Genomic DNA, 26,264 nt, shown 5'->3' with positions numbered 1-26,264 from the left:
GGTGCGGTGCGGTGCGGCCCGTGCGGCGTCGGGCGTGCGGGAGGATGCCGTCATGGCAGATCTCTCACCGCTCGTGGAACTCCTCGGCCTGCGACCGCACGTCGAGGGCGGCTGGTAGCGAGACCTGGAAGACCACCACGCGGATCCGGCCCGAGGGCTACGACGGCCCCCGCTCCTGCGCCACGGGCATCTACTTCCTGCTGCATCCCGGCGAGGCGTCGCGCTGGCACCGGGTGCGCTCGGACGAACTGTGGCTGTGGCACGGCGGAGGCCCGCTGCGCCTGCGGCTCGGCGGGGACGGGGACGCGCCGGACGAGGGGAGTGCCGTGGACATCACGGTGGGCGGTGCGGTGGAGAGCGGGGCGAGCCCGCAGGGGCTGGTTCCCGCCGGGGTGTGGCAGAGCGCCGAACCGACGGGCACGGAGCCCGTGCTGGTCACGTGCGTGGTGGCTCCGGGGTTCGACTTCGCGGACTTCGAGATGCCCTGAGCGGTGAACTCCCTCAGGAGCGGCCCCTGTCGGGAGACGGCCGGTCGGTCCGCGTCGCGGTGACCGCGACCGTCGAGTACGCCGCCGTGAAGCTGCCGCCGAGCGCGTCGACGGCGGCCCCGACGCCGTCCAGGATCGCCGCCCGCTCCTTCTCCGGAACCCGGGTGAGGGTGCCCTGGGTGGGGAGTTGGTCCAGCCACGCCTCCCGGGTGTAGGTCCGCTCCCAGTCGAACCGCCACTCGCGCGGACCGCCGAAGCCGCCCGCGGCCGTGATTCCGTCGGCCGCCGCGTCGAACATCGTCCGGTAGCCGGCCAGGGCGGGCCCCGTCCTGCGGAGGTCGAACGGCGAGTCGGGCAGCACCTGTCGAAAGACCTCCGCGAACGCGTCGGCGACCTCCGGCGGCGGTTCGACCACGTGCCAGAACACCGCGAGCAGACCGCCGGGCCGCAGCACCCGCGCCGCCTGCGCCGCGCCCGCGACCGGATCGATCCAGTGCCAGGCCTGCCCGGCCACCACCGCGTCGAAGGTCCGTCCACCGGGTTCCCAGGTCTCGAAGGCGGCCACCTCGACGTCGGTGCCGTCGCGCCGGGCGAACTCGGCCATCCGCGCGTCGGGTTCGACCCCGGACACCCGGCAGCCGGCGGCCCGGAACTGGCGCGCCGCGATGCCGGTCCCGGTGCCGACGTCGAGCAGGTCGGGCCCCGGCGCCGCGGCGACGACGGCCTCGATCAGGCCGTCCGGATACGGGGGCCGGGTGCGGTCGTAGCGCTCGGGGTCGGTGCCGAACGACTCGGCGACGCCGCGGTGCCGGTGGATCTCGTTGCCGGAGGGGCGCGGGGGCCCCGGAGGTACAGTGGGCATGTGCCCATTCCTAGTGGGCGCACGCCCACTGGTCAACCGGGCGGGACGGCCGGGCCTGCCGCCCGGCCGGGGCGCAACAGCCGGGCGAGCCCCGGCGGACGAGACGGGACGACGCGAAAGTGCCGACAGGTGTGGCGATCCGCGACGCGCGCGAGCAGTTGTTCATGGCGGCCGAACGCGTCCTCCTCCGGGACGGACCCGGGGCGCTGACCAGCCGCGCGGTCACCACCGAGGCCGGGTGCGCGAAGGGCGTGCTGCACCGGCACTTCGCCGACTTCGACGCCTTCCTCGCGGAACTGGTCCAGGACCGCGTCGCCCGCCTCGACGACCTGGCCGCGGTGCTGCGCGACCGTACCGGGACCGGCACCGTCGTCGGCAACCTCACCGACGCGCTGACCGACCTGTTCGGGACGGTGGCCGTCGCGGTCGTCGGCCTGATCTTCGCCCGCGACGGGCTGCGCGCCCGGCTGCGGCCCACCACCCCGACCGGGATTCCGCTGCTCACCGAGGCGACCGCGGTGATCGCCGCGTACCTCTCCGCCGAGCGCACCGCCGGACGCGTCGCCGCGGACGCCGACGCCGGGACCCTCGCCCCCACTCTCATCGGAACCGCGCACCTGCTCTTCGCCGACCGTGACGCCCCGCCGCCCGACACGGCCGCCGTCCACCGGATGGTCGGCACCGTCCTGACCCCCGTCCTGCGCGAGCCGGGCGGGAGCTGACGGACCGCGGCACGGCGGGGGTGCGACCGGTCGCGGTCTCCCCGGCAGGTCAGGATCGAAGAAGCGGAACCGGACCGCGGCCCCGTAGCGTGAACCGCAGCACCGGTCGGACCCCGTCGCCCTGCCTCGCGCGCGGGCGGGCCGGCCGTCGGCAGAAGTCGTCGGCGAGGCCGCCCGGGCGTCCCGCGCAACGGATGGAGACACGATGAGCAGGGCCACCAGGACGGACGCGGGCTCGCCCGAACAGCACGGCGCCGACGGCCACGATCTGATCCGCGTGCTGGGCGCGCGCGAGAACAACCTCAAGGACGTCAGCGTCGAGATCCCCAAGCGCAGGCTGACGGTCTTCACCGGGGTGTCGGGCTCGGGCAAGAGCTCGCTGGTGTTCAACACCATCGCCGCCGAGTCGCAACGGCTGATCAACGAGACCTACAGCGCCTTCGTGCAGGGCTTCATGCCCACACTCGCCCGGCCCGAGGTGGACGTCCTCGAAGGGCTCACCACCGCGATCATCGTCGACCAGCAGCGGATGGGCGCCGACCCCCGCTCCACCGTCGGCACCGCCACCGACGCCAACGCGATGCTGCGCATCCTCTTCAGCCGCCTCGGCAAGCCGCACATCGGCCCGCCGAGCGCCTACGCCTTCAACGTCCCCTCGGTGCGCGCGAGCGGTGCCATCACCGTCGAACGCGGCAACAGGAAGGCGGTGAAGGCCACCTTCAACCGCACCGGCGGCATGTGTCCGCGCTGCGAGGGCCGCGGTTCCGTCTCCGACATCGACCTCACGCAGCTCTACGACGACTCCAAGTCCCTCAACGAGGGCGCGATCACCATTCCCGGGTACGGCTCGGACGGCTGGAACATGCGGCTCTACAAGGAGTCGGGCTTCGTCGACCCGGACAAGCCGATCAGCGAGTACACCAAGAGGGAACTGCACGACTTCCTGCACCACGAGGCGACCCGCATGAAGATCGCCGGCATCAACATGACGTACGAGGGGCTGGTCCCCCGGGTGCAGAAGTCGATGCTCTCCAAGGACAAGGAGGCGATGCAGCCGCACATCCGGGCCTTCGTCGACCGCGCGGTCGCCTTCACCACCTGTCCCGAGTGCGACGGAACCAGGCTCGGCGAGGGCGCCCGCTCCTCGAAGATCGGGCGGATCAGCATCGCCGACGCCTGCGCGATGCAGATCAGCGACCTCGCCGACTGGGTCCGCGGGCTCACGGAGCCGTCGGTGGCACCGCTGCTCACCGCGCTCCGGCAGACACTCGACTCGTTCGTGGAGATCGGCCTCGGCTACCTGGCCCTCGACCGCCCGGCCGGCACGCTCTCCGGCGGCGAGGCCCAGCGGGTGAAGATGATCCGCCACCTCGGCTCCTCCCTCACCGACGTCACCTACGTCTTCGACGAGCCCACCGCCGGCCTGCACCCGCACGACATCCAGCGCATGAACGACCTGCTGCTGCGCCTGCGGGACAAGGGCAACACCGTGCTCGTCGTCGAGCACAAGCCCGAGACCATCGCCATCGCCGACCACGTCGTCGACCTCGGGCCCGGCGCCGGCACGGCGGGCGGCTCGGTCTGCTTCGAGGGCACCGTCGAGGGGCTGCGCAAGGGGGACACCGCCACCGGGCGGCACTTCGACGACCGGGCGTCCGTCAAGGACACGCCGCGCGCACCCACCGGCACGCTGGAGATCCGCGGCGCGTCGGCGAACAACCTGCGGGACGTCGACGTGGACGTCCCGCTCGGGGTCCTCGTCGTGGTCACCGGTGTCGCGGGCTCCGGCAAGAGCTCGCTCGTCCACGGGTCGATCCCCGCGGGCGAGGGGGTCGTGTCCGTCGACCAGGGCCCCATCCGCGGTTCGCGGCGCAGCAACCCGGCGACGTACACGGGGCTGCTCGACCCGATCCGCAAGGCGTTCGCGAAGGTGAACGGCGTGAAACCGGCCATGTTCAGCGCCAACTCCGAGGGCGCCTGCCCCACCTGCAACGGCGCCGGCGTGGTCTACACCGACCTGGCCATGATGGCCGGGGTGGCCAGTCCCTGCGAGGACTGCGACGGCAAGCGGTACCAGGCGTCCGTGCTGGAGCACCGGCTCGGCGGCCGGGACATCAGCGAGGTGCTCGCGATGTCCGTCGACGAGGCCGGCGAGTTCTTCGGCGAGGGCGAGGCGGCCACCCCCGCGGCCCGGCGCGTCCTCACGAGGCTCGCCGACGTCGGCCTCGGCTACCTCACGCTCGGCCAGCCGCTCACCACGCTGTCCGGCGGCGAGCGGCAGCGCCTCAAGCTGGCCACGCACATGGCCGACAAGGGCGGCGTGTACGTCCTCGACGAGCCGACCACGGGGCTGCACCTCGCCGACGTGGAGCAACTGCTCGCCCTCCTCGACCGGCTCGTCGACTCCGGCAAGTCGGTCGTCGTGGTCGAACACCACCAGGCGGTCATGGCGCACGCCGACTGGATCATCGACCTCGGCCCCGGCGCGGGCCACGACGGCGGCCGCGTCGTCTTCGAGGGCACCCCGGCCGACCTCGTCGCGTCGCGCGCGACCCTCACGGGCGAGCACCTCGCGGCGTACGTGGGGGCATGACGGCCCGCCCCGCCCCGTCACCGGCCGCTGATCCTCCGCTTTGCGGCCGTGACGTTCACCACCGGCCGGTCCGCCGCGTTACCCGGCGGGCCGGCCGGGTACTCGGCGGTGACGGTGGTGCGGACGGTACCGACGGTGCGGTCCGCACCCGGCGGCCCGGTGCGGCCGTACCCCTCGGCGGCACCCGTCGGCCTCCGCGGTCCGGCGGTGCCGACGCGCGTGCGGACGCACGAGGACGGGGCGCCCCCCGGCGCGCCGAACCGTCCGCCGGCCATTCGCGAAAGGTGAGTCATGCGAGCGACTTTGATCTACGGCGCCGGAGACGTGCGCGTCGAGGACGTGCCCGACCCGGTGATCCGGCAGCCCACGGACGCGCTGGTGCGCGTCCTGCGGTCCTGCATCTGCGGCAGCGACCTGTGGCCCTACGGTTCCAAGCCGGCCGGTGAGCACGGCGACCGGATCGGGCACGAGTTCCTCGGCGTGGTCGAGGAGACCGGCGCGGACGTGACCGGGCTGAAGCGCGGCGACGTGGTGGTGGCGCCCTTCGTGTGGGCCGACAACACCTGCGACTTCTGCCGCGAGGGCCTGCAGACCTCCTGCCGGCACGGCGGTTCCTGGGGCTCCGAGCACGTCGACGGCGGCCAGGGCGAGGCGGTGCGCGTTCCGCAGGCGGACGGCACCCTGGTCAAGCTGCCCGTGGGGGAGGACTCCGCACTGCTGCCGTCGCTGCTCACCCTCTCCGACGTCTTCTCGACCGGGCACCACTGCGCGGTGACGGCCGGGGTGAACCCCCGCACCACGGTGACCGTCGTCGGCGACGGCGCCGTGGGCCTCTCGGCCGTCCTCGCGGCGAAGCGGCTGGGCGCCGAGCGCATCATCCTGATGGGCAGGCACAAAGTGCGCACGGACCTCGGCGTCGAGTTCGGAGCCACCGACGTGGTGGCCGAACGCGGCGACGAAGGCGCGGAGAAGGTACGGGAGTTGACCGGCGGCGACGGAACGCACACCGTGCTGGAGTGCGTCGGCCTGGAACCGGCGCTGGACACCGCGTTCGCGGTGGTGCGCGCGGGCGGCACCGTCTCCCGCGTGGGTGCGCCCCAGTACGACCGGGTACGGATGGGCGGCCCCGAGTTCATGCGCAACATCACGCTGACGGGTGGCGTCGCCCCCGCCCGCGCGTACATCGAGGAACTGATGCCGGACGTCCTGGAGGGCAGGGTCGACCCCGGGCGCGTCTTCGACCGCACGGTGAGCCTCGACGAAGTCCCGGACGGCTACCGGGCGATGGCCGACCGCAAGGCCCTCAAGGTCCTCGTCCGCCCCTGACCCGAACCGCTCCCCGGTTCCGTCGCCGCTGCCCGGCCCGCCCCGACGCGGGCCGGGCAGCGGCGTGCCGGGGAGGTGCGCGGGCCCGCCGTAGCTTGAACCACCGCGGCGAACGCGGACGTTGTCGCTGATCAGGGCTGGGATAGGGTGCGTGCAAGGTGAGTTGCCGCCGGACCGGACGAGATGTCCGACGCCCCGGCGGTCGGTCGGCGGCGGGGAGTGTGCGGCACGTGGTGACGGTCTTCGACAGGAGCGAACGGCTGATCTGGGCGGGACGCAGTGCCGACTACGCCGCGAGCTTCGCGAGGCTGTGCGCGCACACCGTTCCCCAACTCCTTGACGCGGCGGGCGTGGTGGCGGGCACACGTCTCCTCGACGTCGGGACGGGGCCCGGCACCGTCGCCGTCGCGGGACGCGCCAGGGGCGCCTCGGTCACCGCGGTGGACGCGGACCCCGGCATGGTCGACATGGCGGCGCGTGCCGTGCCGGACGCAGACGTCCGCGTCGGCATCCTGCCCGAACTGCCCTTCGCGGACGGCACGTTCGACGCGGTGACCGCCAACTTCGTGGTGAACCACGTCGGCCGCCCCAGGGAGGCGCTGACCGAACTGCGGCGCGTGCTGCGGCCCGGCGGCCGGATCGCCCTGACCATCTGGGCCGCGCCGCCCGCCCCCGGCCAGGCGCTGATGGGCCGGGCGCTCCGTGCGGGCGGCGCCGTACGCCCGCCGCACCTGCCCGCGGGACTCGCACCCGAGGACGACTTCCCCCGCGACGAGAGCGGCCTGACCGCCCTGCTGGACGCGGGCGGCCTGCGGGACGCGGCCTGCGAAACGCTGCGGTGGAACCACCGGGTGGGCGCCGAGGAGTGGTGGAGCGGCCCGGCGGCGGGTGTCGCCCACGTCGGAGCCCTCCTGAGCAGCCAGACCCCCGAGGTCCGCGCCGAGGTGAGGCGCCAGTACGACCTGCTCGGCGCAGAGTTCACCACCCCCGACGGCCTCCTCGGCCTGCCGCACGCGGCGTTGCTCGCCCGCGCGCGGCACTGACCTCGCGGAACCGGGGCCGACCTACTCCTCGGGAGCCAGCCGCGCGGGGAAGCCGCCCGTCGCCAGGGGGCCCCAGCGCTCCGGGGTGATCCTGATGATGGACTTGCCCTGCTTGAGCATGGCCGCGCGGTACTCGTCCCAGTCGGGGTGCTCGCCCGCGATGTTCCGGTAGTACTCGACCAGGGCGTCCACGGAGTCCGGCGCGTCGATCACCTCGGCCGTGCCGTCGACCTGGACCCAGGGGCCGTTCCAGTCGTCGCTGAGGACGATGACGCTGACCTTCGGGTCACGCTTGGCGTTGCGGGTCTTGGCCCGTTCCGGGTAGGTGGAGACGACGATCCGGCCCGAGTCGTCCACGCCGCAGGTGAGGGGCGAGCCCTGCGGTCCGCCGTCCGCGCGGCGGGTCAGCAGCAGGGCACGGTGCCGGGGACGGACGAAGTCGAGCAGCTCGTCCAGGGTCACGGAGGTGTTGGTCGCGATGTTCGGTGCCATGGGCCCAGCCTAGGCCGTGCGCCGCGGGCCGGCCGGGGCGACGGGCGCCGCGCGGTCCGGCAGCGGCGGATGCGGCCCGTCCGCCCCGCTGCCACCGCCGGGGCCGGGCCCGCCGGTACGCCGCCGCAGGTGGGCGTGCCCGGCCGGTGGGCTCCGTCACTCGGCCCTGCTGCGCGCCGGCCCCGCCAGGATGCGGCTCTCGATCTCCGCGTAGCGCTGCTTCGTCTCCTTGACCGAGCGGCGCCGCGACAGCATCGTGCCGAGCCAGCCGCACAGGAAACCCGCCGGGATCGACACCAGGCCCGTCGTGGCGAACGGGAACCAGTTGAAGTCGGCGTCCGGGAAGGCGGACACGGGGGAGCCCGACACCAGCCGGGTGCCCGGCATCAGTACGAGGACGACGAGCGACCCGCCGAGGAGGGTCCACAGCAGCCCGGTGCGCGTGTACCGGCGCCAGAAGAGGCTGTAGACGAGGGCCGGTGCGATGGCCGACGCGGCGAGGCAGAAGGAGAGCGTCGCCAGCGGTTGCAGGCTGCGGTGCTGCACGAGGGCGGCGAGCAGGATCGCGGGGACGCCGACCGCGACCGCCGACGCCCGCGCTACCGTCATCTCCCGCATGGGGGTGACCTCTCCCTTGCGGGTCGCGAAGACGTCGTGCGCGAGGGAGTTGGCGCAGGCGAGGATCATGCCGGCCACCGAGGCGAGCAGGGTCAGGAAGATCGCCGTGGTGACCGTGGTGAAGAGGAAGGTTTCCGCACGGGAGACGTGGGTCCCGAACGCGGCGCGCGAGCCCAGCAGGTAGGCGGTGTTGCCCTGCGGGTCGGCGGCGGTGATGCCCGCCCGCCCGATCAGCGCGGTCGCGCCGATGCCGACGACCGTGATGACGACCACGAACAGCGCGACGGACGACACCGCCCAGGACATCGATCGCCGCACCTGACGGGCGTTGTCCGGTGTGTACATCCGCATCGTGACGTGCGGCAGGCACGCGCCGCCGAGGACGATGGAGAACTGCGTGCTGATCATGTCGAGCTTCGGGTGCGGGCCGCCGCTGAACTGGAGGCCCGAGCGCAGGAACGCGGGCCCGGCGCCGCTGCGTTCGGCCGCCGTGCTGAACAGCCGGCCCGGGTCCCAGGAGAAGGTGTGCATGATGAGCGCGGCGACCACCGCGCCCGAACCGAGCAGCACGACCATCTTCAGCAACTGGATGAGCGCGGTGCCCTTCATGCCGCCGATGGCCGCGTAACTGATCATCAGCGCACCCATGCCGATGATGCAGCCCGTTTTCATGACCCCGCTGGAGAATCCGAGGATGAAGGCCAACAGCTGCCCGGTGCTGGCGAGTTGGACGAGCATCATGGGCATCAGCGCGGTGATGGTGACGGCGCACGCGGTGATCCGCACCGAACGATGGGCCGGCATCCGCCGCGCGAACACGTCACCCATCGTGAACCGGCCCGTGTTGCGCAGGGGTTCGGCGAGCAGGAACATCAGCAGCAGCAGCGACAGCAGACTGCTCAGCGCCAGGACGACACCGTCGTAGCCGCATGTCGCGATCACCCCGCCGATGGTCAGGACCGTCGCCGCGGAGATGTAGTCGCCCGCTATGGCGAGGCCGTTGCGCATCGGCGACACCGACCGGTACCCGGTGTAGAACTCGTCGAGGTCGTCGCGGTCGGGACCGGTCATCACGCACAGCAGCAGCGTCACGGTCACCACGGTGCAGAAGGCGACCAGCGACCACGACTGCGCGGAGCCCGTGAAGACCGTCATCGCGGCAGCTCCTTCTGGCCGTGCGGCACGCTCTGGCGCCGCACCCGCCGCGCGAGCGGATCGACGAAGCGGCGGGCGGTCCACCCGTACAGCGCGATCGCCAGCCAGGTGACCGGGAGTTGGACCAGTCCGAGCAGCATGCCCATGGAGAGACCGCCGGTCACCGGCCGGGTCATGACGTCGGGAGCCAGCGCGGAGAAGACGAGGAAGAGGGTGAAGTACCCGAGTGCGGCGAAGGCCGCCACCCGTCGCTGCCACCGGTAGGCACGCCGCAGCACGCGCAGGTCCCGGTGCTGTCCGAGGATGGACCGCGACGGGGCCCGGCTGCGCATCGGTTCGTCGGTCGGCGGCCAGGTACGGGGAACGGGAGCGGAGGAGGAGTGCCGTCCGCGGTGCTGCCGGGCGGGGTACGACTCGGGCTGCTCATAGATCATCCCGGTTCTCCTAGCGCGGCTGGAGCCCGGTGGTCGCGGACTCCAGGGAGGTGGGGAGAGCGGTTCGGGTCATTGCACGCTATGCGCCGAGATCGGGGCGAGGAGGGCGTTTCCCCGAAGTGACTGTTCGGAGTGTATATGCCTCGCTGACCTTGGACGTTGCCCGTGAGAGAGGGGTGATCGGTGCGCCCCGAGGGGCAGTTGGGATCTGCTTGGGCAGGCTTCGCGAGGGGGCCCGCGGGGGGCCCGCGAGGGGAGCCCGGGGGGCGCGGAAGACGCCCGCTCACTGCCCGGCGGTCACGCCCCCAGGTCGGCCCTCGCCCTCCGCACCCAGTCGAGGACGCCGTCCGATCCCGAGTCCTCGGCCAGCCGGGCCGCTTCGTCGAGCAGCGCCGCCGCCTCGTCGGTCCTGCCGTCCTCGACGGCGAACTGCGCGAGCACGATCAGGTTCGCCGCCACTCCCGGCCGGAAGTTGAGCTCGCGGCGCAGCCGGTTGGACTCCTCCAGGAGGTCCCGGGCGGCGGCCGGCCGCTTCGCGGCGTGCTCGGCGAAGCCGAGGTGGCGGAGCACGTAGGACAGCGTCAGCGGATCGTCGCCCCGGGTGGCGAGTTCGCGTGCGCGGCGCAGGGCGGGCAGTGACGCCTCCATGTCGTCCCGGACCACCTGGTGGTAGGTGCCCACCCAGAACAGGGCCTCGCCCTCGCCCCGTTCGTCGCCGAGCCGTCCGTACAGCTCGGCCGCCCGCTCGAAGAGCGTCAACTCCTCTGCTGCGGCGGCCGGTTCCCCTGTCTCCCGCGACGCGAGGAAGCGTGCGTGCACCAGCCGGCCGCGGGCCAGGCAGAGGTCCGCCTCGACCGCGTCCAGTCCGGTGTCCGCCACGTCCAGGGCCGCGGGTTCACCGCCGAACACGGCCCGCTCGTACAGGAACCGGGCATTCTTGAGATGCGAGTCCGCCGTCATACGCAGAGCGTAGGCGGGGTACGGGTGCGCGGGCTCGGAATTCCGCCACCGCGCCGGGCGCGCAGGCAAGGCGCCGGGATGCCCGGAGAGCCGTCAACGCCCGCCGTGGTCCGGGCGGTTGTGGCTTCCGCCGTGCTGCTCCTCGGTGTTCTCCTCGTCCCTGCGCTGGGTGGTGCCGGGCTCGCCGTTCTCCCGGTGCCAGGTGACGACGAGTTCGTCCTTGGTGCCGAACCGGACCAGGTGCCGGCCCACCACGCCCTCCAGCAGGTCCAGGTTCTCGGGGTCGGTCTCCACCGTGAGCAGCAGCGCGCCCTCCGCCGCGGTGAGCGATCCGGTTCCGTTCTGGAACACGATGGTGCCCACCCCGCCCTCCTCGTCCCACGTCGTCGTGGAGCGGCGGCCGAGGTGGGACGCGAGCTGCTTCGCGTAGCGGTGCGGGCGGTCGGTGGCGACGCGCGCCTCGGTTCGGGTCATCGAAGTGCTCCCGGGGGCAGGGTGGACGGCTGTTCCCCACCGTACGTCCAGTGGCTCCCGGCGGGCATGTCCCGCGCGTCCGGGGCGGGTTGGCCCGGCGCAACCTGTGTGTGCCGGACCGGAAGCGACCCGGGGCTTGTGCCGCGGGGCGCCCGCGTGACGGGTCCGCGGGTGCGGGTGCCCGTGCGGTCGGCGGGCGGCGCCGCCGTCGCGGACCCGCGGCCCGCGACGGCGTTCGGGCCGCCGGGGACTCACTTCTTGAGGAACTCCAGCAGGTCCGCGTTGAACCGTTCCTTGAAGCCCGGCACCAGAGCGATGCCGTGCGAGCCGCCCTCGTACACCTTCAGCTCGGCGCCCTGGACGATCTTGGCCGTCTTGCGGCCGGTGGCGTCGATCGGCACGATCTGGTCGTCGTCGCCGTGCACGACGAGGGTCGGCACGTCGAACTTCTTGAGGTCGTCGGTGAAGTCCGTCGAGGCGAAGGCGTCCACGCAGTCGACGCCACCCTCGATGGTCTGCGCCATCCCCATGTACCAGAACGCGTCCCTGTTGCCCTGGGTGACCTTGTTCCCGGGCCGGTTGCCGCCGAAGAAGCTGTCCGCGGTGTCCTTCCAGAACTGCGAACGCTCCGTGATGATCCCGGACTTGATGTCGTCGAACGCCGACTGCGGGACGCCCTCGGGGTTGTCCGGGGTCTGGAGCATCAGCGGGGGCACGGCCGAGAGCAGGACCGCGGAACGGATGCGGTCGGTGCCGTGGCGGCCGATGTAGCGGGCGAGTTCGCCGCCGCCCATCGAGTGCGCGACGAGTGTCACGTCGCGCAGGTCGAGTCCGGTGACGAGGTCGTTGAGGTCGTCCGCGAACGTGTCGAAGTCGTACCCGTCGTACACCGGGGTGGAGCGGCCGTGTCCCCTCCGGTCGTGGGCGATGCCACGGAAGCCGGCGTCGGCCACGGCCTTGAGCTGGTCCTGCCAGGCGTCGCCGTTCAGCGGCCAGCCGTGGATGAAGACGACCGGGCGGCCGCTTCCCCAGTCCTTGTAGAAGATGTCGACGCCGTCTCGCGTGGTGCAGATGGGCATGGTCTCTCCGTCTGTCTGCGGCGCCCGCGCGCGGCTCGGGCGGCGGGTCGCCGGTGGGAAGAGTCGGGGAGGGCGCTGACGGGCACCCTCTGCCAGTCGAACCGACGGGGGCGCCGTCTGCCCCAGGTAAGGGGCCGAACGAGTGAGTCGTGCGGGGTGAGGCAGTGGATCCGCCCGGACGTCGACGGTGCCGTCGCGGACTGCGGGACGCCGAGAAGCCGGCCGCCGCCCACGCGGGCGGCGGCCTCCGTGGCCCCAGCCTCACGCGAAGGCGTCTCGCAGGGCGGGCAGCAGGGTCTTCTCCGACCAGTCCAGGAACGGAAGTTGGTGGTCGCCGCCGACCTGGACGAGGGCGACCTCGGTGAACCCCGCCTCGGCGTAGGGGCGTACGGCCTCCACGAAGGCGTCCGGGTCGTCACCGCACGGGATGGACTCGGCGACGTCCTCGGGCCGCACGAACTGAGTGGCGCCCGCGAACGAATCGGGGTGCGGCAGCTCGGAGTTGACCTTCCAGCCGCCGCTGAACCAGCGGAACTGGTCGTGCGCGCGGGCCACGGCGGCGTCGCGGTCGGTGTCGAAGCAGACCGGCAGCTGTCCGACCCGCGGCTTGCCCGTGCCGCCGTGCCGGTCGAAGGCGGTGAGCAGGTCCGCCTTCGGCTCGGTCGCGATCACGAGGTCGCCCAGGCGGCCGGCCAGCTCGCAGGAGCGCTCGCCGGACACCGCGATCCCGATGGGCGGCGGCGAGTCCGGCAGGTCCCACAGCCGGGCGGAGTCCACCGTGTAGTGGGTGCCGTGCCGGGTGACGTGCTTGCCGCCGAAGAGGTCGCGGATGATCTCCACGGCCTCCTCGAACATCTCGTGCCGCACGTCCACCGACGGCCAGCCGCGTCCCACGACGTGCTCGTTGAGGTTCTCGCCGGAGCCGAGGCCCAGCCGGAAGCGCCCCTCGGCCAGGATCTGGAGGGTCGCGGCCTGCTGCGCGACGACGGTCGGGTGGTAGCGGAACGTCGGACACGTCACGTACGTCATCAGCGGGATGCGCGATGTCGCCTGCGCCGCCGCGCCCAGCACGGTCCAGGCGTTGGGCGCGTGGCCCTGGGAGCGCAGCCAGGGGAAGTAGTGGTCGCTGCACACCGAGAAGTCGAAACCGGCCCGCTCCGCTCCGACGACATGGTCGACGAGGTCACGGGGGCCGGCCTGCTCGGTCATCATCGTGTATCCGATTTGCACCATATTCTCCGCGTCCCCCACGGTGCGGAGGCGAAACCCGCGGTCCGCCGGGACGACGCCGCGCGTGCTCTCCGGCCCGCCCCGCGCCTGCCCCGCGCCCGTCGAGTGCCCCCGTCGCGGTCCCTCACCCCACCCGTCGCCCGTCGCCCCTCCCGGACGCGGGGCGGATGGGCCGCGCGGGGGCAGCGCGCGCCGCGCGAGGGCCGTTCATCCGTCGTGCCCCGACGACCAACCCCCCTCCCGCGCCGTCACCCGGAAGGTCACGGAGAGCCACGGCCGCCGGGCCGACCGCGACCCGGGTCTCTCGGGGACAGCGCCCGTGCCGGCCGTACGCCCGGTCGTCCGTCGTGCGCCCCCTCGGTGGGGGAGGGGCGGCGCGCTCGCGGGCGCTCTTGACGCGTACCGGGCTCGCGGCGCCGACGGGTCGGCGGCCCGCAGCCCCGGCACGGCCCGCCGCCGCCGGCCGGAAGGGGTGGGGCCGCGCTCACGCGGGCACGGGTGCCGGGGCGCTCGGGCCCAGGTCGGGAGCGGCCGAGATCTCCAACTCCGTTCCTGCCTGGTGCAGTTCGAGGATCACGATTTCGTTGTCCCCGGTGTGCCAGAGCGGTCCGGGGGCGTAGAGGGTGCGCTGCGGCCCGATGTTCCAGTACCTGCCGAGCGCCTCCCCGTTGAGCCACACCATGCCCTTCGTCCAGCCGGGCAGTGCCAGGAAACCGTCGGCAGGTCCGGGCACGGTCACCGTCGCCCGGTGGAAGGCGGGCCCGTCGGCGGCGGTGTCCGTGAACCGCAGGGCGGACAGGTCGTCCAGTGGCAGCGGGCGGTTCTCCCAGCCGAACTGGTACTGGTTGTCCAGGCGCAGCCCGCCGACGATGCCCTTGCGATCCTCCAGCAGGGGGCCGTAGTTGATCCGGCCCTGGTTCTCCACCAGCACGTCGAGCACGGCGGACGCGCCGGTGACCCGGACCGGGAGGGTGTCCCGGGGGCGGTCACGGTGAAGGACACCGATCTCGCGCCCGTCGAGGAAGACCTGCGCGCGGTCTCCGAGGCCGTCGATCGTGAGGTCCGCGTGGGTCAACGGCCCGCGCAGCCGCGTCCGGTAGTGGATGAGCCCGTGGGCCTGGCCGGCCTCCTCCATCGTCAGCGGCTCGGCCGAGGGCACCGGGGTGGACAGCAGGTCGAGCGACTCCGCCAGCGACACGCGTTCACGCACCGGAACCCGCAACGGGGCCAGCCGGGGCGGCGGTTCGGGCGCCGCGTCCGGCGCGGCACCGGTGTGCCGGACGATGACGTCGCGGAACAGGCGGAACTTCTCGGTGAGTTCACCGGCCTCGCCGACGGGAGCGCCGTAGTCGTAGCTCGTCGTGTCGGGCTGGTGCGAGCGCCCGTCGTGGTTGGCGCCCGCCCACCAGCCGAAGTTGGTGCCGCCGTGGCCCATGTAGATGTTGACCGAGGCGCCCGCCCTGAGCAGCCGGTCCAGGACGTCGGCCGACTCGGCGGCGTCCCGCACGTGGTGGGACTCGCCCCAGTGGTCGAACCAGCCGTGCCAGTACTCCACGCAGAACAGCGGACCGGTCGGCTGGTGGGCGCGCAGGACCGCGAGCGACTCCTCGGGCCGGGACCCGAAGGTGGCGGCGGCGAGCAGACCCGGGACACGGCCGCCGAGCAGGAACCCGTCGCCCGCCCCGTCCGACGTGAACAGCGGGCAGTCGACGCCGCGGGCGGTCATGCCGTCGCGCAGGTACTCCAGGTGGGACGTGTCGTTGCCGAAGCTGCCGTACTCGTTCTCGACGCCCATCGCCACGACCGGTCCGCCGTGGCCGGCCAGCAACGGGACGAGCCGGGGCAGCAGTTCGTCGAACCAGGCGTCCACGGCGGCCAGGTAGCGCGGGTCCCGGCGGCGCAGCCGCACGGTCCGGTCGGCGAGGAGCCACGCCGGCAGGCCGCCCAGGTCCCATTCGGCGCAGATGTACGGGCCGGGCCGCACGATCACGTCCAGGCCCAGCGCACCGGCGGCCCGCACGAACGCCGCCACGTCCCGGCCGCCGTCGAAGCGGAACTCACCGGGGTGCTGCTCGTGGAAGTTCCAGGCGACGTACGTCTCGACCGTGTTGACCCCCATGGCCCGCAGCCGGGTGAGGCGGTCGGTCCACAGCGCGGGGTGGACGCGGAAGTAGTGGATGGCCGCGGACACGATGCGGTGCGGGCGTCCCGCGCGGAGGAAACCGTCGGGCCCGACGGTCAGCGGCACGGTCGTGGAGCCGGTGGGTGTCATGAGCCGTTCCTCTCCCCGGAAGCGCGGTGGGCGGTCACGCGGAGCGGTGCAGGGCCGTGGGGCGAACGGCGTGCGCGAAGCCCGACCTGTCCGCGTACCGCTCCAGTTCGTCGATCGCGAAGTCCGCCAGCCGGGCCAGCTCGCCGCCCAGCGAACCGGCCAGGTGGGGTGTCAGGAGTACGTTCGGCAGGTCGTAGAGCGGCGAGTCCGCGGGCAGCGGTTCCGGATCGGTCACGTCCAGCACGGCGTTGAGGCGGCCCGCCACGAGTTCCCGGGTGAGCGCCCCGGTGTCCACCAGGGACCCGCGGGCGGTGTTGACCAGCGTCGTGCCGTCCCGCATGAGCGCGAGCCGCCGCTCGTCCAACAGGTGCCTGGTCTCTGGCAGTTCGGGGGCGTGGACGCTGACGACGTCGCTCTCGCGCAGCAGCGGGTCGAGGTCCATCGGAGTCGCGCCGAGCGCGTCGGCGTCCGCCGCGGACAGGTAGGGATCGTTGACCAGGACCCGCAGGTCGTACGGGCGCAGCAGCTCGACGACACGGCGCCCGATCGTCGAGGCGCCCACGATGCCCACCGTGCGGCGGTAGTTGCCGATGCCCGGCAGGAGGGTCGCGAGGTCCGGCCGCGCACGGGCGGTGCGGAGGGCGTGTGCGCCCAGCAGTACTCCCTTGTTGGCGAACAGCACGGCGGCGACGGTGAATTCGGCAACGGGCAGTGCGTTGGCGGCCGTTGCGCTCGTCGCCGTGAGGCCGCGTGCCCAAGCCGCCTCCGTCATGTGGTTCTTGAGCGAGCCGGCCGCGTGCACCACGGCCCGCAGCCCGGGCATCCGCGCCAGTGCCTCCTCGTCCAGCGGCGGGCAGCCCCAGCCGGTGAACAGCACCTCGGTGTCGCGGAGGGCCGTGGCCAGCGGGGTGCCCGGCGCGCTGTCGGGGCCGCCGAATCCGGTCAGCAGCAGAGCGGCGTCGACGTCGCACACGCGTGACAGCCGGTCGAGGGCCGCCGCGTCGAGCAGGGCGTCACGGGTCTCGGCGCTCATGGCGAGCACCGTGCGCGGGCGGCGGACCGTGCGCCGCGCTGCGGGTTCCTGGAGGTGCGGGTCCATGGGCTGCCTCACTGCTCCGGTGGTCGGGCCGGACGGCCGGGGCCCCGGCGGCGGCGAGGTGATCGTAGATCGTCCGGAGGGCCGTGCGGCAGGGGGCCGGAGGCAGGACCCGTCGGGCGCCCGCCCGCGTCCGGAACGGACGGTGGATCCCCACCGGTGTGCGCCGGGACGGGTTCGCTCCGACACTGGTGAGGCAGCGCGGACGCGGGAGAACGGCGCGGGGCGGACGCAGGGAACGCCACGGACCGAACGCAACGAACGGCACGGAGCGAACGCAGGGAACGCCACGGACCGAACGCAACGAACGGCACGGAGCGAACGCAGGGAACGGCACAGAACGGAGAGTGGTCATGCGCGTCGCAGTCGCCGGTGGGACCGGGCTGGTCGGGAAACTCGTCGTCGAGGCGGTCCGGGACACCGGTGCCGAGCCCGTGGTGCTGGCCCGCGCGGCGGGCGTCGACCTGACCACCGGCCAGGGTCTCGGCCGGTCGCTGACAGGTGTGGAACGGGTGATCGACGTCAGCAACATCGCCACCATGTCGCGTTCCCGGTCCGCCGCCTTCTTCGAGGCGGCGACCAGCCGTCTGCTGCGGGCCGGCGAGACCGCGGGCGTCACCCACCACGTCGCGCTGTCCATCGTGGGCGTCGACCGTGTCGACCTTGGCTACTACGCGGGAAAGCGCCGCCAGGAGGACCTGGTGCGCGCCGGCCAGGTTCCGTACAGCGTGCTGCGCGCCACGCAGTTCCACGAGTTCGCCGCCCAGATGCTGGCGCGGGGCGGCCCGTTCGTGCCGGTGCCGCGCATGCTGTGCCGCCCCGTCGCGGCGGCGGAGGTCGCTCGCGCGCTCGTGGACCTCGCCCTCGCGGAGCCGGTCGGCGCGGCTCCGGAACTCGCGGGACCGGAGGAGCGGGAGATGGTCGGGATGGTCCGGCAGCTCCAGCGGGCCCGTGGCGGGCGTCGCCCCGTCGTTCCCGTACGGCTGCCCGGCCGGGTCGGCGGGCAGCTCGTCGGCGGGGCACTGCTCCCGGACGGTCCGGGGCCGCGCGGGACGACGACCTTCGACGCGTGGGTCGCCGACTCCGGTGCGGCGGGTTCCGCGCGTCCCTGAGCGCCCATTCCGTCGCACCGGATGCGGGTGCGAGGGGAAGGTGCGGGCCGCGGCCCGGCCCGGGAGCGGCCGCCGGTGTGCGGGCGAGGCTGTTTACGACCACAGTGGAGGGGCACCCCGACGAAGGTGCTTCGGACAGCAGGCGCGCCCGCACGGTGACGGCGTTCACGTGGGGGAACTGGATTTCCGTCCCCAGGGACGGCACACCCGCCGCCGCCGCGACCGAGGCGCCGGCGACACGGCCGAGGAGCTGGCACCATGCCGACGCAGCCACGTGCGTTCCGCCGGGGCGCGGATGCGCGCGGGCCCGACCGGCCGTGCTCAGCCGACGGGGTACGCGCGGGCCCGCCGGACCCGGGACGGTCCCGCGCGACACAGGTCCCCGGTCCCGGCGCGGTGCCCGGCGCCGCCGGGCGGACACCGGTCCCGCCGGGCGCACACGTGTGACGCGGCCTTGCCGGTCCGAACGCTCCGGCTCGAACGGTCAGAAACGGTCAGAAACGTTCTGAGCAGTCCGAAGCAGTCTCAAGCAGTCCGAAACGGTCCGGGCGGTCCGCGCGGCTCGTCCGGCCGCCCCACACCTTTCCGGTTCCACCGGCCGGGTTCCGCCACCCGGGCCGGCCGATCCGTCGTCCGAACCGGCGCACAGCCACGAGGAGCATCCCCATGTCCGACAGCGCACTGTCCCTCTCCACCCCCCTCGCTCCCGAGGGTCCCGGCCGCGCAGGCGGCGAGGCCGACGGCAACGGCTCCGAGACGACGGACACGCGGGCCCTGCGCGAGGCGACGGCCCGGCGGTTCGCGGCGGTCGCCGAGCAGATCACCACCGGCCGCAGGCCCGTCCCGCTGCCCGGGTCCGGAGGCACCGCCCAGCGGCTCAGCGTTCTCCAGGCGGTCGCCGAGGAAGATCTCGCGGTCGCGCGCCTGGTCGAGGGGCACGTCGACGCGCTGGCCATCCTCGCCGAACTGCGCGGACCGGCGGCCGGGTCCGGCGAACGCTGGGCGGTGTGGGCGGCCGAGCCGCCCGGTGCCGGACTGCGCGCCGTGCGCGAGGGCGACGGCTGGCGCCTCGACGGCACGAAGAAGTACTGCTCGGGGGCGCACAGCTGCACCCACGCGCTGGTCACCGCGGACACGGACGACGGCAAGCGCCTGTTCGCCGCGGAGATCGCGGGGGCCGGGAACGCGCCCGGGACCGCCGAGTCCGCCGGGGCGGTCGGCGACGCGCGGGGTGTGCCGCGGGCGGGCGGCACCTGCCGCCCCGTGCCGGGCACCTGGCCCGCCGTCGGCATGGCCGGCAGCGACAGCCCGGACGTCGAGTTCCGGGGGGTGCGGGCCGTACCGGTCGGCGAGGTCGGGGCGTACGTGGCCCGGCCCGGCTTCCAGCACGGCGGGATCGGGGTCGCGGCCTGCTGGTACGGGGGAGCGGTCGCCGTCGCCGGGACCCTGCGCACGGCCGCCGCGCGCGGAGCCGATCCGCATCGCGACGCCCACTTCGGTGCCGTCGACGTCCTCCTCAACGCCGCGGCCGCCGTGCTGGGCGAGGCGGCCGCCGAGATCGACGCCGATCCCGCCGACGCGTCGGGCGGCGCACGGGTACGGACCCTGCGTGTGCGGGCGTTCGTGGAGTCGGTGTGCGCCGAGGTGCTCGCGAGGGTCGGCCGGGCCACCGGCGCGGGCCCGCTGTGCCACGACGCGCGGCACGCACGCGCCGCCTCCGACCTCGCCGTCTACATCCGCCAGCACCACGCGGAGCGGGACCTCGCCGAACTCGGCGCGCTCGTCGCACGGCCCGGAGCCGGCCGATGAGCCCCGCGGCCCCGGGACGGGCCCCTGCCGACCCCATCCAGGAACCCGGCACCGACGAGTCCGAGTGGCGTCGCTGGCCCGGCTGGGCGTCCCTGCGGGAGGCTCAACTCCCGGACGCGGGACGGGTGGTGGTCGTCGCCGCGCATCCGGACGACGAGGTCCTCGGCGTCGGCGGCTGTCTCGCCCTGCTGGCCGCGCGCGGCGTCGGGATCACCCTCGTGTCCGTCACCGACGGCGAGGGCTCGCACCCCGGCAGTACGGCGGTCACCCCGGACGAGCTGACGCGGGTCAGGGCGGCGGAGACCCGGGCCGCCCTCGCGGAACTCGGGGCGGGACACGCCGACGTCGTACGGCTTGGCGTGCCCGACACGCTGGTCGGGCGGCACGAACAGTCGGTGGCGGACGCCCTCGTGCCCCTTCTGTCGGGGGCGGCACTGGTGATGGCGCCGTGGACCGGCGACGTGCACGGCGACCACGAGGCGGCGGGCCGGGCGGCCCGCGCCGCCGCCCGCTCGGCGGCGGTGCCGTGCCGGACCTACCCGGTGTGGATGTGGCACTGGGCGACCCCCGGTGATCCCCGCGTGCCCTGGGACCGGGCCGGGCTCGTCGCCCTGCCGCCGGAGGTCCAGCGGCTCAAGCGGGCCGCGGTCGCCCGCTTCCGGAGCCAGACCGAACCCCTCGGCCCGGCACCCGAGGACGCCCCGGTGCTGCCGCCCGACGAACTCGCCCATCATCTGCGCACCGTGGAGGTCCTGTTCACGTGAGCACCCCCTCCTCCTACTTCGACGAGATGTACCGCGGCGCCGAGGACCCCTGGCACCTCGCCGAGCGTTGGTACGAACACCGCAAGTACGACTTGACCGTGGCGTCGCTGCCGCGCCGCCGCTATCGGTCCTGCTTCGAACCCGCGTGCTCCGTGGGCGAGTTGACGCTTCGCCTGGCCGAGCGCTGCGACCGGGTGCTGGCCTGCGACCGGGTCGCCCCGGCCGTGGAGACGGCACGCGCGCGCACGGCCGGCCTGCCGCAGGTGACCGTGGCCCGGCACGTCCTGCCCGGCGAGTGGCCCGAGGGCCGCTTCGACCTCGTCGTGCTGTCGGAACTCCTCTACTACTTCGACGAGCCGACCCGCGACGAGGTCCTCGCGCGGGCCGTGGACGCGCTGGAGCCCGCCGGGACCCTCGTCGCCGTCCACTGGAACCATCCCGTTCCCGAACACCTCGCCACCGGCGACGAGTTGGCGCCCGTGCTGGCGGCCCTGCCCGGTCTCGCCCGTGTCGTCGACCACCGCGAGGACGACTTCGTCCTCCAGGTCTTCGAGCGCCTCGGTGCCGACGGCGGGCCGGGGCCGGGCCCCGCCGCGCGCGAGGGACTGGTGTGATCCCCCGCGCGGTCGCCGTGGTCGTCCCGGCGCACAACGAGGAGCAACTGCTGCCCCACGCGCTGCGGTCGGTGCGGGTGGCCGCAGCGCATCCCCTCCTGCGCGGCGTACGCGTCCTCACGGTCGTCGCGGCGGACGCCTGTTCCGACGCCACGGCGGCCGTCGCACACGACGCCGGTACATCCACGCTCACCGTCCACGAGCGCAACGTGGGCCGGGCGCGGGCGGCCGGGGTGGCACGCGCCCTGGAACTGCTCGGCGGTCCCGTCGGCACCTGGATCGCGTCCACGGACGCCGACAGCACGGTCCCGCACGACTGGCTGGCCCACCACCTGGCGAGGGCGCAGGAGGGCTGGGACGCCGTCGTCGGCACGGTGACCACGGCCGTCGGTCCGGGCGGCCCCACCGAACTCGCCCTGCGGCACCACGCGTTGTACACCGCGTCCCGGCCGCCCGTCGGCCCGTGGCCGCACCCGCACGTCCACGGGGCGAACCTGGGCGTGGACGCGTCGGCCTACCTGGCGGTCGGCGGCTTCCCGCCGCTCCCGCTCGGTGAGGACCAGGCACTCGTCGCCGCCCTGCGGTGCAACGGGCACCGGGTCCTGCGGACGGCGGACTGCCCGGTCGTCACCTCGGCCCGGCTCGTACCGAGGGCACAGGGCGGGTTCGGCCACTACCTGGCCGCGCTCGCGGCCCCGTCCGAGCGGGAGGGCGGGCCGGAGGACCACTCGCTGCGTGACGACGGCGTCAATATTGCGAAATAGGCTGCATGTGATCGCTTCGCGGGGGCAATCCAATGATGGGCGTGCCGAGCCGCCGCGCACGGCACGCACCATGCGACACCCGCTGATCCGATGCCCCAGGAGGCCGACGTGCTGACGCCCCGCCCTGACGTCCTGTCCGAACTCATCAGCCGTTACAACGCACTTGACGCCGCGCAGGCCGACCCCGAGACGGCACGGGCCCGCGAGGACGCCGCGTACACCCTGTGCGTGCTCACCGGGACCCGTGACATCGGCGAGGCTCTCGCGCGGGCCCGCCGCCTCCTGGCGACGACGGCACCCGACACGCAACGCACCGGCGCCCCGGCCCCGTTCGTCGTCGTGAGCACGGGGGCCGCCGCACCGGAGGACACCGTCGTGACGGTGTGAGACCGTCGCCGACGGCCGACCGCCCGCAGGGGGCGACTGCTACCTCCGGGACATGTAGAACGCGAACGCCGTGTGCAGTGCCCTGTTGAGCGGGTACTCCCACTCGCCGAGGTACTCGACGGCCTCACCGCCCGCGCCGACCTTGAAGCGGAGCAGGCCGAGCAGGTGGTCCTCCGCGTCCAGCGTGTCGGTGATCCCCCTGAAGTCGTAGACGGCGGCGCCCAGTTCGTGGGCGTCGCTCAGCATCCGCCACTGGATCGCGTTGTTCGGCTGGACCTCCCGCTTGCGGCTGGTGGACGCCCCGTACGAGTACCAGACGTGGTCGCCGACCCGCAGCATCGTCGCCGCCGCGAGGACGTCGTTCTCGTGATGCGCGAGGTACAGCCGCATACGGTCGGGGTCCTCGGCCCGCAGCGCCGTCCACATCCGCCGGAAGTAGGCGAGCGGACGCGGTACGAACCGGTCGCGGGCCGCGGTCTCGGTGTACAGGTCGTAGAAGACGGGCAGGTCCTCGATGCCGCCCTCGACCACCTTGACGCCGGCCTGCTCCGACTTCTTGATGTTGCGGCGCCACTGCTGGTTGAGACCGGCCCGCACCTCCTCCAGCGAGCGTCCCGCCAGCGGGACCTGGCACACGTACTGCGGCTGCCCGGCGGCGAAGCCGTCCTCGCCGCCCGCCTCCGCCCTGCGCCAGCCGGCCCGGCGCAGCCGGTCCGCCGCGTCGAACGCGCGCGGCTCGTGCACGTCGGCGTCCACGTCGCGCAGCCGCCCTGCCCGCGGGTCGGCGATGGCCGCCTTCACGGTCTCGGCGCGCCAGCGCCGTGCCACCACCGGCGGCCCCATCCGTACCGAGAACGCGCCCTCCGCCTTCAGGTGCGCCAGCATCGGGTCCAGCCAGCGGGCCAGGTCGGGTGCCGTCCAGTCGATGAGGGGTCCCTCGGGCAGGTAGGCCAGGTGTCGGCGGACCTTCGGCAGCGGGCGCAGCAGGACCAGGCCCGCCCCCACGAGGGACCCGTCCTCGTCGAACCAGCCCAGGCTCTCGGCCCGCCAGTCCGGTTTCACCTCGCCCCAGGAGGGTGTCTGCAGATGGCTCGCCGAGGGGCGGGCCCGGACGAAGGCGAGGTGTTCCTCGCGGGTGATGGTCCGCAGGCGGAGGCTCATACGGGGTGCTCCTCGGTTCGGGTCGCTTCTGGTCGTACCGGTCGGGGTCGGCCGGTCGTTCGGGGCGGGCCGGCCGTGGCGGGCCGGCGGGCGCGCCGCCCCTCCAGTGGTTCCACGCCGGGAGCCGGACGGTCGGTTCTCCGGCGGATGCCCGCCGGATGTCAGCCGGTCGGGGGACACGGCGGCCCTTCCCGGGGGCGGGAATGCCACGAGGGGGGTCGCTGTTACAGCACACGTAGCCGCTGACATGACCGAGTCAAGACCATTGAGTCGGGCAACGCGTCCGGACCGGATCGCGAGGTGTGGGCGGCGGGCGAAAGGAGACACCCCATGGCACGCAGCGTCCTGCGTCCCGTAGTCACCCTGAGGTCGACGGCCGGCACCGGCGTCACGTACGTGACGCGGAAGAACCGCCGCAACGACCCCGACCGGCTCGTCCTGCGCAAGTACGACCCGGTGGCGGGAGCGCACGTCCCCTTCCGGGAGACGCGCTGACCCACCACCACCCACGGCGTCACCACGCGGACGGCCACCAGGAAGGACATCGCATGAAGAACGGCATCCACCCCGAATCCCGCCCGGTCGTGTTCCGGGACAGGGCGGCGGACGTGGCGTTCCTGACCCGCTCCACCGCCGGTTCGTCCCGGACGGTCGAGTGGGAGGACGGCGCCACCTACCCGGTGATCGACGTCGAGGTCTCGTCCGCGAGCCACCCGTTCTACACGGGCAGGTCGCGCGTCGTGGACAGCGCCGGCCGGGTGGAGCGCTTCGAGCGGCGCTTCGGCCGCCGGGCGCCCGCGGCACGGCACTGACCGCGAGGCAGTGACCGCGAGGGTACGAGCAGGAGGAGGACAGAGCCATGAAGGTACGTAATTCGCTGCGCTCACTGAAGGCCAGGCCCGGGGCGCAGGTAGTGCGCCGGAGGGGTGTCACCTTCGTGATCAACAAGAAGGACCCGCGCTTCAAGGCCCGCCAGGGCTGACGGGCGCGACCCACCGAGCCGGGGCCGGCCCGGACCCGCACGACGCGGGTCCGGGCCGGCCTTCGCGCGTGCCGAGGCCACCGCGCCGGGCCCGTCCGGTCGAGGGGTGCGGGCCCGGCGCCGAGCGCGGCCGGGTGTGTGCCACCGCGCTCCGCTCTTCGAGGAGGGGGACCCCGCCGCGCTCGGTGAGCCCAACTCCTTCGCGGGCACGGGGGTTTTCGGATGCACTTCGATCGGGGGGCGCCAGGAGGCCCCGTGTTGACGCCGGGGAGGGGAAGTCCCCGCCCATTTCGGCCCCGGTTCCGGCCCGGCCCGCCAACACGGAGAAGCGTTACGTCCGTTGGGGGCGCGGCCGTCGCTTGTCGGCGGCCATCGGAGTCGTTACGGGGAGTAGTCGCCTTCCCCGGTTTTCTCGCCGCGCGCCCCAGGTAGAGGGAGGTCAGTGCCACCGGCCGACCCGAGCCGGTCACGGAGAGAAAGCAGAACGTTGATCCCCACCAGCAAACACCGCCTCGCCGCCAGGGCGACCGCCGCCGTCACGAGGAAACTCGCCGCCACGATCGCGGTCGCGCTCACCACCGCTCTCGCCGCCGTGACCCTCCCCGCGGCCACCGCGTCCGCCGCCCCGGCGGCCACACCGCCCGGACTGTCCTGCCACACCGGCAAGCACAACAACGACGAGTACACGGGCTTCGCCCTCTGCGAGAACAGGGGGACGGCGACACAGACCTTCTGGGTCCACCTCGTGTGCGGGTGGGCGCCCGACGTCGACGGGACCAGGGTGACGATCGCACCCGGGCGGGTCGGGCAGTCCGAGGCCCACTGCTCGATCCTCGGCTCGGGCATCGGAGGGATCTCGGTCCGGCCGTAGCCGTCGCCCCGACCGTGCCGGCTCCGCGGGACCGGCCGCCGCGCTCCCACCCCCTGCCGCGGCGGCCTCCCTCCCCCCTCACCCGCCCGGGGGGATCGTCGCCGCGGAGGCGGTACGGGCCGGACCCGCGGGAAACCCTCGCCCTATGAACCCGATGCAGCACGGCCAGGGACCCGCACCCGACGACCGTCCCGACGCGGCGCACCGGCGGCCGCCGGGCGTCACGGACGGGACCGCGATGCAGCACGGCCAGGGACCCGCACCCGACGACCGTCCCGACGCGGCGCACCGGCGACCGCCGGGCGTCACGGACGGGACCGTCGAGGCACTCGGCGCCCTCTCGAAGGCGCTGGAGACGACCGAGCGGGCGCGCGGGCACCTGTACTCCTTCCACCAGCTCACCGGCGGCGCGGACCTCGAACTCGACCGCGCCGTCGAGCTGTTGCGGGCAGCCGGGCACGACGACGTCGCCGACCGCGTCGAGTGCGAGATCATCGGCCGCAACGTCATCCCGGGACACTGGACCTTCCAGATCGTCGAGGAGTACAACTCCACCTACTACGAACCCTTCCGGGACCTGGAGGCCGCGGCGCGCCGCCGACTGGCCGACGGCAGGGACCACCTGTACGAGGCGGAGATGAAGGAGCGCCGCCGCACCGCCGGGCACCCGGACCACACCGCCGGACCGGACGGACACCCGGGGACCGGTCAAACCCCCTGACCGCGGCGGCAGTTCACCCTCGCCGCCGAGGCGGCCGGCGCGTGCGGAGCGACCCCGCCGGGAGCGGAGGGGGTCACCGCGCGCACACGCGCGGGGCACGCCGCCGGGCGACTTCGGACGGACGAACCGCACGTGCGCCCGGTCCCGCGTCGCCGCCGACCGCCCGATTTGTTGATATCTGTTGGCCCATGACCCTTCTTCCGGTGCGAACGAGACGCCGTGTGCGTCCGGGCGG

At 73.8% G+C, this 26,264-nt stretch carries 27 protein-coding genes; 16 read left to right on the top strand and 11 right to left on the bottom strand.

The window, feature by feature from the left end; all coding sequences use genetic code 11:
• Window positions 1-44 precede the first annotated feature (44 nt).
• Window positions 45-488: a cupin domain-containing protein gene (locus ACFZA0_RS08475; RefSeq protein WP_391013223.1), complete on the top strand. Its 444-nt coding sequence runs from the start codon at window positions 45-47 to the stop codon at window positions 486-488.
• 13 nt (window positions 489-501) lie between these two features.
• On the opposite strand, the gene ACFZA0_RS08470 is transcribed toward ACFZA0_RS08475, so the two are convergent.
• A complete protein-coding gene (locus ACFZA0_RS08470) occupies window positions 502-1,350 on the bottom strand; it encodes a methyltransferase domain-containing protein (RefSeq protein WP_391013221.1) in 849 nt (282 codons plus the stop codon).
• A 119-nt stretch (window positions 1,351-1,469) separates the two neighbouring features.
• Between ACFZA0_RS08470 and ACFZA0_RS08465 the strand changes: the two genes are divergently transcribed.
• The 4 genes from ACFZA0_RS08465 (at window position 1,470) to ACFZA0_RS08450 (ending at window position 7,034) form a co-directional block, all read left to right on the top strand.
• The gene (locus ACFZA0_RS08465) at window positions 1,470-2,072 is read left to right on the top strand and encodes a TetR family transcriptional regulator (protein WP_391013219.1); all 603 of its coding nucleotides are present in this window, start codon (window positions 1,470-1,472) and stop codon (window positions 2,070-2,072) included.
• Between the two features lie 205 nt (window positions 2,073-2,277).
• Entirely contained in the window at window positions 2,278-4,665 is a 2,388-nt protein-coding gene (locus ACFZA0_RS08460; RefSeq protein ID WP_391013217.1) for an ATP-binding cassette domain-containing protein, read from the top strand.
• A gap of 291 nt (window positions 4,666-4,956) precedes the next feature.
• Window positions 4,957-5,991: a zinc-binding dehydrogenase gene (locus ACFZA0_RS08455; protein ID WP_391013215.1), complete on the top strand. Its 1,035-nt coding sequence runs from the start codon at window positions 4,957-4,959 to the stop codon at window positions 5,989-5,991.
• Window positions 5,992-6,224: 233 nt separating this feature from the next.
• A complete protein-coding gene (locus ACFZA0_RS08450) occupies window positions 6,225-7,034 on the top strand; it encodes a methyltransferase domain-containing protein (RefSeq protein WP_391013560.1) in 810 nt (269 codons plus the stop codon).
• Window positions 7,035-7,055: 21 nt separating this feature from the next.
• On the opposite strand, the gene ACFZA0_RS08445 is transcribed toward ACFZA0_RS08450, so the two are convergent.
• The 9 genes from ACFZA0_RS08445 to ACFZA0_RS08405 all read right to left on the bottom strand — a co-directional run bounded on the left by ACFZA0_RS08445 (window position 7,056) and on the right by ACFZA0_RS08405 (window position 16,781).
• Complete coding sequence (locus tag ACFZA0_RS08445; RefSeq protein WP_391013214.1) at window positions 7,056-7,526, bottom strand: TIGR03618 family F420-dependent PPOX class oxidoreductase; 471 nt, start codon at window positions 7,524-7,526, stop codon at window positions 7,056-7,058.
• Window positions 7,527-7,682: 156 nt separating this feature from the next.
• Window positions 7,683-9,299: a cation acetate symporter gene (locus ACFZA0_RS08440; RefSeq protein ID WP_391013213.1), complete on the bottom strand. Its 1,617-nt coding sequence runs from the start codon at window positions 9,297-9,299 to the stop codon at window positions 7,683-7,685.
• The gene (locus tag ACFZA0_RS08435; RefSeq protein ID WP_391013212.1) at window positions 9,296-9,733 is read right to left on the bottom strand and encodes a DUF485 domain-containing protein; all 438 of its coding nucleotides are present in this window, start codon (window positions 9,731-9,733) and stop codon (window positions 9,296-9,298) included. Before ACFZA0_RS08435 ends, ACFZA0_RS08440 begins: the two co-directional genes overlap by 4 nt.
• Before the next feature lie 297 nt (window positions 9,734-10,030).
• Window positions 10,031-10,693, bottom strand: a complete 663-nt coding sequence (locus ACFZA0_RS08430; RefSeq protein ID WP_391013210.1) for a tetratricopeptide repeat protein — start codon at window positions 10,691-10,693, stop codon at window positions 10,031-10,033.
• Between the two features lie 93 nt (window positions 10,694-10,786).
• Window positions 10,787-11,167: a DUF2218 domain-containing protein gene (locus ACFZA0_RS08425; RefSeq protein ID WP_391013209.1), complete on the bottom strand. Its 381-nt coding sequence runs from the start codon at window positions 11,165-11,167 to the stop codon at window positions 10,787-10,789.
• A gap of 251 nt (window positions 11,168-11,418) precedes the next feature.
• Window positions 11,419-12,246 (bottom strand): alpha/beta fold hydrolase, encoded by an 828-nt coding sequence (locus ACFZA0_RS08420; RefSeq protein ID WP_391013207.1) that lies wholly within the window; start codon window positions 12,244-12,246, stop codon window positions 11,419-11,421.
• A 261-nt stretch (window positions 12,247-12,507) separates the two neighbouring features.
• Window positions 12,508-13,479, bottom strand: a complete 972-nt coding sequence (locus ACFZA0_RS08415; protein WP_391013205.1) for a TIGR03557 family F420-dependent LLM class oxidoreductase — start codon at window positions 13,477-13,479, stop codon at window positions 12,508-12,510.
• Window positions 13,480-13,960: 481 nt separating this feature from the next.
• Window positions 13,961-15,748 (bottom strand): beta-galactosidase, encoded by a 1,788-nt coding sequence (locus ACFZA0_RS08410; RefSeq protein WP_391013203.1) that lies wholly within the window; start codon window positions 15,746-15,748, stop codon window positions 13,961-13,963.
• Between the two features lie 34 nt (window positions 15,749-15,782).
• Complete coding sequence (locus ACFZA0_RS08405) at window positions 15,783-16,781, bottom strand: NAD(P)-dependent oxidoreductase (RefSeq protein ID WP_391013559.1); 999 nt, start codon at window positions 16,779-16,781, stop codon at window positions 15,783-15,785.
• Window positions 16,782-17,197: 416 nt separating this feature from the next.
• Here ACFZA0_RS08405 and ACFZA0_RS08400 point away from each other — a divergent pair, with 416 nt between their 5' ends.
• From ACFZA0_RS08400 to ACFZA0_RS08375, 6 genes are all read left to right on the top strand, one after another.
• A complete protein-coding gene (locus tag ACFZA0_RS08400; protein WP_391013201.1) occupies window positions 17,198-17,956 on the top strand; it encodes an SDR family oxidoreductase in 759 nt (252 codons plus the stop codon).
• Between the two features lie 666 nt (window positions 17,957-18,622).
• A complete protein-coding gene (locus ACFZA0_RS08395) occupies window positions 18,623-19,765 on the top strand; it encodes an acyl-CoA dehydrogenase (RefSeq protein WP_391013199.1) in 1,143 nt (380 codons plus the stop codon).
• Window positions 19,762-20,529 carry a PIG-L family deacetylase gene (locus ACFZA0_RS08390; RefSeq protein WP_391013197.1) on the top strand — a complete coding sequence of 256 codons (768 nt, stop codon included), beginning with the start codon at window positions 19,762-19,764 and terminating at the stop codon, window positions 20,527-20,529. The genes ACFZA0_RS08395 and ACFZA0_RS08390 overlap by 4 nt, the downstream gene beginning before the upstream one ends.
• On the top strand, window positions 20,526-21,143 hold the full coding sequence (locus ACFZA0_RS08385) for a methyltransferase domain-containing protein (protein ID WP_391013195.1): 618 nt from the start codon (window positions 20,526-20,528) through the stop codon (window positions 21,141-21,143). The genes ACFZA0_RS08390 and ACFZA0_RS08385 overlap by 4 nt, the downstream gene beginning before the upstream one ends.
• Window positions 21,140-21,907, top strand: a complete 768-nt coding sequence (locus tag ACFZA0_RS08380; protein WP_391013192.1) for a glycosyltransferase — start codon at window positions 21,140-21,142, stop codon at window positions 21,905-21,907. Before ACFZA0_RS08385 ends, ACFZA0_RS08380 begins: the two co-directional genes overlap by 4 nt.
• A gap of 90 nt (window positions 21,908-21,997) precedes the next feature.
• The gene (locus tag ACFZA0_RS08375; protein ID WP_391013190.1) at window positions 21,998-22,294 is read left to right on the top strand and encodes a DUF5133 domain-containing protein; all 297 of its coding nucleotides are present in this window, start codon (window positions 21,998-22,000) and stop codon (window positions 22,292-22,294) included.
• A 39-nt stretch (window positions 22,295-22,333) separates the two neighbouring features.
• Here the strand turns inward: ACFZA0_RS08375 and ACFZA0_RS08370 are convergent, their stop codons facing one another.
• Window positions 22,334-23,455 (bottom strand): peptidoglycan bridge formation glycyltransferase FemA/FemB family protein, encoded by a 1,122-nt coding sequence (locus tag ACFZA0_RS08370; RefSeq protein ID WP_391013188.1) that lies wholly within the window; start codon window positions 23,453-23,455, stop codon window positions 22,334-22,336.
• A 330-nt stretch (window positions 23,456-23,785) separates the two neighbouring features.
• Between ACFZA0_RS08370 and rpmG the strand changes: the two genes are divergently transcribed.
• The 5 genes from rpmG to ACFZA0_RS08345 all read left to right on the top strand — a co-directional run bounded on the left by rpmG (window position 23,786) and on the right by ACFZA0_RS08345 (window position 26,029).
• Window positions 23,786-23,950: a 50S ribosomal protein L33 gene (rpmG, locus tag ACFZA0_RS08365; protein ID WP_391013186.1), complete on the top strand. Its 165-nt coding sequence runs from the start codon at window positions 23,786-23,788 to the stop codon at window positions 23,948-23,950.
• A 53-nt stretch (window positions 23,951-24,003) separates the two neighbouring features.
• Window positions 24,004-24,267, top strand: coding sequence for a type B 50S ribosomal protein L31 (locus tag ACFZA0_RS08360; RefSeq protein WP_391013184.1), 264 nt, complete (start codon window positions 24,004-24,006; stop codon window positions 24,265-24,267).
• A 47-nt stretch (window positions 24,268-24,314) separates the two neighbouring features.
• Complete coding sequence (ykgO, locus tag ACFZA0_RS08355) at window positions 24,315-24,437, top strand: type B 50S ribosomal protein L36 (RefSeq protein WP_125191140.1); 123 nt, start codon at window positions 24,315-24,317, stop codon at window positions 24,435-24,437.
• Window positions 24,438-24,996: 559 nt separating this feature from the next.
• Window positions 24,997-25,308 (top strand): hypothetical protein, encoded by a 312-nt coding sequence (locus ACFZA0_RS08350; protein WP_391013557.1) that lies wholly within the window; start codon window positions 24,997-24,999, stop codon window positions 25,306-25,308.
• A gap of 238 nt (window positions 25,309-25,546) precedes the next feature.
• Window positions 25,547-26,029 (top strand): hypothetical protein, encoded by a 483-nt coding sequence (locus tag ACFZA0_RS08345; RefSeq protein WP_391013555.1) that lies wholly within the window; start codon window positions 25,547-25,549, stop codon window positions 26,027-26,029.
• The last annotated feature ends 235 nt before the right edge of the window (window positions 26,030-26,264 follow it).

This window comes from Streptomyces sp. NPDC008150 (genome assembly GCF_042956945.1).
GTDB lineage: Bacteria > Actinomycetota > Actinomycetes > Streptomycetales > Streptomycetaceae > Streptomyces.
Note: the sequence above shows the minus strand (reverse complement) of the source record. Positions and strands in the feature narration are given on the sequence as shown.